The sequence below is a fragment of the Mesotoga sp. UBA5825 genome (assembly GCF_002432955.1).
Classification (GTDB): Bacteria; Thermotogota; Thermotogae; order Petrotogales; family Kosmotogaceae; genus Mesotoga.
In genome coordinates this window covers 596-7,311 of sequence record NZ_DJHG01000019.1, presented here as the reverse complement: position 1 = coordinate 7,311, position 6,716 = coordinate 596, and the positions used below count along the sequence as shown (strand labels likewise).

The 6,716-nt window shown below is 47.9% G+C and carries 5 protein-coding genes; 2 read left to right on the top strand and 3 right to left on the bottom strand.

What is annotated here, in order from left to right:
- Positions 1-175 precede the first annotated feature (175 nt).
- From B3N33_RS01155 to B3N33_RS01145, 3 genes are all read right to left on the bottom strand, one after another.
- Positions 176-712, bottom strand: a complete 537-nt coding sequence (locus B3N33_RS01155; protein ID WP_292591897.1) for a DUF1214 domain-containing protein — start codon at positions 710-712, stop codon at positions 176-178.
- A 26-nt stretch (positions 713-738) separates the two neighbouring features.
- A complete protein-coding gene (locus B3N33_RS01150) occupies positions 739-1,155 on the bottom strand; it encodes a DUF1254 domain-containing protein (protein ID WP_292591896.1) in 417 nt (138 codons plus the stop codon).
- A gap of 573 nt (positions 1,156-1,728) precedes the next feature.
- The gene (locus B3N33_RS01145) at positions 1,729-2,175 is read right to left on the bottom strand and encodes a hypothetical protein (RefSeq protein ID WP_292591894.1); all 447 of its coding nucleotides are present in this window, start codon (positions 2,173-2,175) and stop codon (positions 1,729-1,731) included.
- Positions 2,176-2,475: 300 nt separating this feature from the next.
- On the opposite strand from B3N33_RS01145, the gene B3N33_RS01140 reads away from it, so the two are divergent.
- Complete coding sequence (locus B3N33_RS01140) at positions 2,476-4,461, top strand: S9 family peptidase (RefSeq protein WP_292591892.1); 1,986 nt, start codon at positions 2,476-2,478, stop codon at positions 4,459-4,461.
- A gap of 178 nt (positions 4,462-4,639) precedes the next feature.
- Positions 4,640-6,460 (top strand): MGH1-like glycoside hydrolase domain-containing protein, encoded by a 1,821-nt coding sequence (locus tag B3N33_RS01135; protein ID WP_292589766.1) that lies wholly within the window; start codon positions 4,640-4,642, stop codon positions 6,458-6,460.
- Positions 6,461-6,716 lie beyond the last annotated feature (256 nt).

Sequence of the window (6,716 nt, the reverse complement as noted above, 5' to 3'; positions counted from 1 at the left end):
GCAATCCACTCATAGGTCTTTGTGGTGGTACGTCTCTTTCTCTTTTCGTTTTTCCGCTTGTTTAGCTCTTCTTAGATTCCTTGCCGTCAAAGTCGAATCACAGTATTACAGTTTACGCTAGACATCAGTCATCACCGATCACAGAAGAGTTTGTGAGTTGTCGAAGTCAACGCAACTATTCACTGATCTCTCCGGCTTTTTGAACAGGAGGCGGACAGTAAAGAGGATCCAGCCCTTCGGGCAATGGTATATAGATCCTCATGGTGAGCTTGAACTCCCCGTTGGGTGTCGGAAGCCAGTTCGACTCCTTTGATGCTCCGGGTGATTCATGCTGCAGATATAGAACCAGAGAGCCATCCTCGCCATATTTCAATTCTGATCTATCGCCGATAGAGTATCTGTTCAGGGGATTCTCCACAAGGAACTGGTCCTTGTCGTACATTGTGAGCGACCAGAATCCTCTCGGATCAACCGGAGGCAACCGATCCTTGCTGAAGGTAATGACGTAGTTGTATTTTGAAGCATCCAATTTGTCACCATCGCTATCAGACAGACAGTTTGGATAGAAGGTCTCTTCCAGATCGTTCCCATAAAGTCCAAGATGAGCTGCCGCCGCCCTCATCAGATGCAGACCCTGCATTCTGTCCCTATTACCGAAGATTCTTTCTGGCAAAGACCAGCCGTCCTGAACGATCCCTATCTTCGTCTCCATTGCATAGATCTCGTCCCGGGCTTCAGTTATTGCCTCCTCACAGCTTCTCTTACGGCTTCTGAAAGGCTATCGGGATCGAATGGATAATTCGGTCCGATTCCGATCCTAGAAAAACCGTCGATTAGAGCCTCCTCCGAAGGGTGTATTTCAAGCTGCCCGAGAAGAAAGTTGAAGTATCCGATAAAACCAGTCGAGTCGGCAACACTTTGATCGAAAGGAGGCAGATCTACGGAACGAGTCTCTTCCGTAGAAGGATTTCCGCAATAATCACTGAGAGCCTGCGATTTGTACTGCTGCTGTATCTCGAGAACCTTTTGAAGGTCTCCTTGCAGTTCACTGTTCACGCCGGTTCTCACTACGCAGTAGACAAAATTACCTTCGCTGTACACCACCCTGTCTATGCCTGCGGGAATTTCTCCATCCCAGTGTGGACCGGCAACCATGAACGTCGTCGGGCCGGGGCCGGTAGTTCTNNAGCATAGGGTAGGCGAAAATATAAGCCTCCTTCGCTATGGACTTCGCCTCGATAGGATCAAGAGTGAGTTCTGGCTGAAAGGAGAATAGGCTCGAGATCAACATAATCAGTATGAAACAGGTCATTACCAGTCTCTTTGAAACCACGGATACTCCTCCTCTTTCCTGAAAACTAGGACCAATGTTCAGTTTAATTTGGCAATCATGAAAACTCCAATCGTGTTTCCAGTTAAAATGAATGGGCATAATGTGACTCTTAGCTGAAGCTGCAATGATCGAATTAGAGACGGGAATTGCTCTCTAGTCGGGACTACACCAAATTTCCTGATTTCAAGATCGGATTCAAGACGCGAGACACGGCTAGTCAAAGGGTATTAAGCAAGTATAAGTTTTGAGCTAATTATACAGGGAGACACTCCAAATCAACATTGACGGAAACTCATGCAGCAAAAAGAGCAAGAACTGCGAACTACGCGTCTTCACCAGAAATTAGGTTGTCGAAGATGATAAGCGGAATGTGAGCCTTGGCCGAAAGACCGGGTTCAATTCATTCTGGTGCCGACCGAGCCATCTAGCTTGACACGATACCGGGGGCCGGCATAGTCAGTAACGTACATCCAGTTTCCGGCTACGCCGTCGAATTGCCAGATGTTTATGTTATTGAGCTTCTCTCTTTCCGACTTCTGCAGGTAGTCCTTCGCATCGAGAAAACCCTTGAAGAGGTCGGTAGACATGATCAGTATAGATCCGAAGAAGAAGATAATCGCGGCTCCAATAATTATGGAAAGCAGCTTTCCCGCTGCTCTATCCCTTTTGAGAAAAGCGATCATAGATAAGACAAAGCCCTCTACTCCCAGAGCCATAACAGAGAAGACTGGCAGAGGAATCAATGAGAACTGTATCTGGGCAAAGAGCAAGACAACGAAGGCCAGACTAAGAAAGAAATCCCAGTTGCCTAATCGTGAATGGGGAAGGAAGGTAATCTTCATGCCAACATCTCCTTCATTCAGCCAGCCGGGATTGACACCTGCTATCTGAGGCCCGAGTGAATCCTGCCAAGAGAATGGATGCGATAGCAAAAGAATGAACGATAGAAAAAACCTCTCCTATGTATCTTCTTCAAGATCATATATCTGTGAGCTAGAATATAGTGCGATAAAGTGACTTCAATACAGGCGTTTGAAGTGGACTTTGGTGCGGTGAGAAGGTTGTTGGCAGACCTTTTGCTTGTTTTTAAAGGATAGACTATGATAGTACTGTCTTCTTATTTCAGATGGGAGGGATATGATTTGAGCGACGGATATCTCACGATAGAGGAGCAGCTTTCGCTTCCTGTTGTAAACAGTCCCGTTATTTCGGCCGACGGCAAAAAGGTTGCCTATACGGTTAGGCATACAGACTGGGACGACAATAAATACCTAAGTACGGTTGTGGTCTATGATGCAGAAAGTGGGACTGCTCTGCATGTCTCGAACGATGAATTCGACTCTTCTCTTCCCGATTGGGATCCTGATTCTAAGAGACTTGCCTTTCTCCAGAAGACCGGCGGAGAAAACAAGAACGACGTTATGATCTTCGATTTCGAAGAGAAGCGAACGTTCAAGCTACTTACTTTCGAGAACGACATAAGCCAGATAAAGTGGAGCCGTAAGAACGACGGGCTTTATCTAGTTGCTGCCTCTCCCGAAAGCGAGGAACTTAAAAAGAGGAAAGAGAACTACGGCGAATTCGACTACATAGATGAAGAACCGAAGAACAGCTCGCTTTTCTTCGTTCATCTCTCACGCGCAATGAAGAAATACTCTTCAAGATTCGAACTGCCCAAGGATATGAGATCTGAAGAGACGCTTTTCGATAAGCTGACAGACGGAAAGGAGTTTCATGTTTCTTCGATCGCTCTTTCTCCTGACGGAAATCATGTCGCCCTTCTTGCGCCTCCGACGAGCGATGTAAACGACTTCGACAAAGCTAAAGTATTTCTCATGAATGCCGATAGGAAACTGAAAGAACTGCCGCTGACGCATCCCAGGGGATTCGCATTCTCTCCTGATTCGAAGAAACTTGCAGTCGTCGTTCCCGAAGAAGAAGATCCCTGGATGGATAACGGGGCCGTTGAGATCGTAGATCTTTCAGATCTCTCAAAGAAACGGGTGGTGGTAAAACACGACCTGAACATAGAGCTGGTTTCCTGGACAGAGAAGGGCTTCTTCGTGAGCTGGATAGAGGACTGCACGATCAGCCTGGGCCTGCTGGGAGAGAAAGGCACCATCGCACGGCTGACGAATGAGGATCAGCTGGTTATGGCTTCCAGTACGACGCCAAATGGAGAGCACTTAGCGATGGCCATGGCCACAGATGATGAACCTGTCGAGATCTACCTCGATGGGAAGAAGATAACGGATATTGCGTCTTTGCAGCCCAAGAGAGAAAGGGTACGAAAGGAAAGACTCTCTTGGAAGAGCAACGACGGCACCGAAATCCACGGCGTCTTGAATCTCCCCGTCGACTTCGACTCGATGAAGAAACATCCGCTTGTGGTTCTTGTTCATGGAGGACCTACCTGGACTGCCCTTGCTGCGAGAGTGACCAGCAGTTATTACCCTATCGAGCAGCTTGTTTCTAAAGGTGTACTTGTGCTGGAGCCCAACTACCGTGGGAGCGAGGGCTATGGAAGAGACTTCAGGAAACTGAATTACAGAAACCTGGGGATTGGAGATTACCAAGACGTAATTAGCGGAGTCGATCATCTTATCGAAAAAGGGTTCGTGGACGAAGACCGCATCGGAGTAATGGGCTGGAGCCAGGGCGGGTACATCTCGGCCTTCTGTGCAACTTACGGAAAGAGATTCAAAGCCGCTTCGGTGGGAGCCGGGATATCCAACTGGATGACTTATCATGTGAACACAGACATCCATGAATTCTGTCACCGATACCTCGGCGACAACCCCTGGGAAGATCCTCAGATATACGAGCAGACTTCGCCTATCTCATACATAAAGAATGCTTCAACACCAACCCTCATTCAACACGGCGGCTCGGACACGAGGGTTCCACCGCCTAACGCCTTCGAACTTTATCAGGGGTTGAGAGAGATGAACGTTCCCGTCAGACTCGTGATCTACAAGGGCATGGGTCACGGTGCAGACAAGCCCGGCCTCCACAGGGCGATAATGACTCAGAATCTCGCCTGGTTCAGCCACTATCTTCTCGGCGAACCTTTAGAAGAGTCTTTCAAATTGAAAAGGGTCGATCGGGAGAAGACAGAGAAAAGCTAACACAGCAGGGCGTTTTGCATTGCTGCCTGGAATATACAGTGATCTGCTCTACCTGTGTCGAGAGCCAGTTTTCCAGGATCGCCTGAAACGAGTAGAGAAGTTCGGCTCAGCAGGCTTGTATAAGTGTAAAATCGAAATTTGAAGAACCTCAGAACCCTTCAGTCCAAGAGGTGTTGAAATGAAGATCTTCAAGAATGGAAATCTCATGGTCGTGACAGATGACAAAGGGATCATCGACTGCGACAGCGAAAAGGCGGCCGGACTTTACCTGGAGGACACCCGTTTCATTTCGAGAATGGTCCTCAAATCATCGTTACAACTCAGAAGACTTCACTCTGACTTTTCATGGGACGGGATTGAAGTCCGTTATCTTGGCCTATCTAAACCCGAGGCTCCACATTTCGATATCTATGTGACTGAAAGCCTCCGCGCGGAGGGAAACACACTTTACACAGAGCTAACGGTCAGGAACTATTCGGCAGAGGATATAGAAGTGTCCTTCGAATTTGAAATCAGCTGCGCCTTTGAAGACATGTTTTCTGTTAGAGGAGAAAACGACGCTTACAAAGGGCTGGATATATCTAGGACGCTGTCATCATCTACAACGAATAACTTTGAGTTTGAAAATGATTTCGAGAAAGACATCGTTGAGAACTCTCTACCGGCTCTTTCAATGAAAATAATGTCTGGCGGAAGTTCCAGTCTTTCCGGGAAGCTCAGAGTAAGCAAAGAATTGAAGAAAGAAGTGATCTTCAAGAAGCTGTTGTCGGAAAGACCCGTGAAGGACATCTCACCTGTCAAGGACACTCCGCTGCTGAATGAAAGGGAGCTGGGGGATCTAAAGACTCTCATGATTCCCACGATCTACGGGGACTTTCCTGGAGCCGGTCTTCCCTGGTACGCGACCGTCTTCGGAAGGGATAGCCTCATCTTTGGGCTTCAGACAGTTGATCTCCTTCCCGAAATAGCAAGAAATATTCTTACGGTACATGCTCACCTTCAAAGTAAAGAGGAAGATCATAAGACCGAAGCACAGCCGGGAAAGATCGTTCACGAGACACGCCTGAACGAGCTTTCTCTGTCAGGGAAACTCCCCTTCGAAAGATACTACGGCACGATCGATGCTACCCTTCTCTTCATAATGCTAGCTCACAGGTATTACGTTCAGACAGATGACAGTAACTTCGTGAAATCCATTGAGAAGAACGTCATGGCAGCTGCAAAATGGATCGACGATTATGCCGACCCGGATAACGACGGATATATCGAGTTTGCTCCTTCGGGCAGCGGCCTCGTAAATCAGGGCTGGAAGGATTCCTCAGATTCGGTGAGCTTCGCGGACGGAAGGCTTGCAGAACCGCCCCTTGCCCTCGTAGAGGTTCAGGGATATCTGTACGACGCTTTCAAATGCCTCGAAAAGCTCATGGTTCTCTTTGACAAAAGAGAGATAGCCTCGCTCTATGCCTCTAGAGCGGCGGCTCTAAAGATCAATTTCAATCGTGATTTCTGGCTCGAGAGCGAGAGCTACTTCGCTACGGCTCTCGATAAGAACAAGACTCCGGTCGACTCGATAACCTCAAACCCAGGCCACTGCCTCATGACAGGGATAGTGGACGAAGACAAAGCAGAGGCGCTAGTGGAACGGCTCTTTTCCGAAGAAATGTACACCGGCTGGGGAATAAGAACGCTCTCGAGCAGAATGAAGCGCTACAATCCCTTCTCCTACCACAACGGTAGCGTCTGGCCGCACGACAACTCGCTTATTCTGCTTGGGCTTATGAATTACGGCTTTTCGGAAAAGGCCAAGGGGCTCGCTCTAGACCTCTTGAAGGCGAAGGAAAGGCATCATGACAATCGCCTCCCCGAACTCTTCAGCGGTCTGTCAAAAATCGAGACGTCAGGAAAGTTAATAGAGTATCCCGCCAGCTGCTCACCTCAGTTGTGGTCGATAGGAACGCTCTTTGTGATCTCAAGTATTGTGACCCCTGATTCAACCTGAACAAATCCTTGAACATTAAGAGGTCTGAAAAACCATTCCGGCTATAGAACTCGCTCTAAAGAGCTCTAATAGTTCTTGTTAATTGTAGGCGCCTTTTGTCTGGAAGATACTTCATTTTGGAGCGATGGAATGGTCTGTCATTCCATTTGCGCTTTCTGATCTTCTCTTAGGCATGAAAGGATTGATCGAGATCTGTGTCCCTTGACTGCCATCAAACTGTTCACTCAAATGAAGAGAACCTCTAGTCTTGCTTGTC